Here is a 1,016-nt window from a genome sequence, read left to right on the forward strand (position 1 = left end):
GGAGTAAGGAGTCGAACGCGGGGAGTCCGACCGGCATCGCGAATCCGCGACCGAACCCGGCATTCGAGGGGGTTTTCGAAAGCTACTCCCCCTCACGGAAGAGACCTCGTAGAGTGAGCCGGTATCGAAACCTTCTGTTGTTCATCATCCTCGCCGCGTTCTGGGGGTCCGCGTTCATGGCCATCCGGGCCGGACTGGAGTTCATCCCCCCGGTGTTGTTCGCGGCGATTCGCTACGACGTGGCGGGCGTCCTGATGCTCGCCTACGCCATCTACGTCACCGACCGGTGGCGCCCGCGGACGAGCGGCGAGTGGAAACTCGTCCTCGTCGGCGGCGCGCTCATGATCGCGGCCTACCACGCGTTCCTGTTCGTCGGCGAACAGGATACGCCGAGCGCGGCGGCGGCCGTCATCGTCAGTCTCAGTCCCATCCTCACGACCGGTTTCGCGCGGGTGTTCCTCCCGAGCGAGCGACTCACCCCCGCCGGAATCGCGGGGCTACTCCTCGGGTTCGTCGGCGTCGCCGTCCTGAGTTTCGCCAACGCAGGGTCGAGCGAGTCGCTGACGACGAGCATCGTCCCCCAACTTCTCGTCTTCCTCGCCGCGTTCTCCTTCGCGCTCGGAAGCGTGCTGACCCAGCGTATCGAGGCCGAACTCCCCATCGAAACGATGGAGGCGTGGTCGATGCTCCTCGGCGCGCTCATGATGCACGGCATCAGCATCGCCCGACCGAGCGAATCCGTCTCGGCCATCGAGGTGACGCCGGAGGCCATCGCCGCCGTCGCCTACCTCTCTATCTTCGCCAGCGCCGTCGGGTTCCTCATCTACTTCGACCTGCTCGACCGCCTCGGGGCGGTCGAGATCAACCTCGTCTCCTACGTCGCGCCGGTGTTCGCCGCGATTACGGGCTGGTTCTTCCTGCAGGAACCGGTGACGCCGCTGACCGTCGCCGGATTCTGTATCGTCTTCACCGGCTTTTGCCTGCTGAAGCGCCGCGCGATTTCGCGCGAACTGCCG

1 protein-coding gene is annotated in these 1,016 nt (G+C 65.6%); it reads left to right on the plus strand.

All coding sequences use genetic code 11. The annotated features are described in order from the left end of the window. Positions 1-113: 113 nt before the first annotated feature. A partial coding sequence (locus BG842_RS10400) for a DMT family transporter (RefSeq protein WP_083252487.1) occupies positions 114-1,016 on the plus strand: 903 nt, incomplete at its 3' end.

It is taken from the genome of Haladaptatus sp. W1, assembly GCF_001723155.1.
Classification (GTDB): Archaea; Halobacteriota; Halobacteria; order Halobacteriales; family Haladaptataceae; genus Haladaptatus; species Haladaptatus paucihalophilus.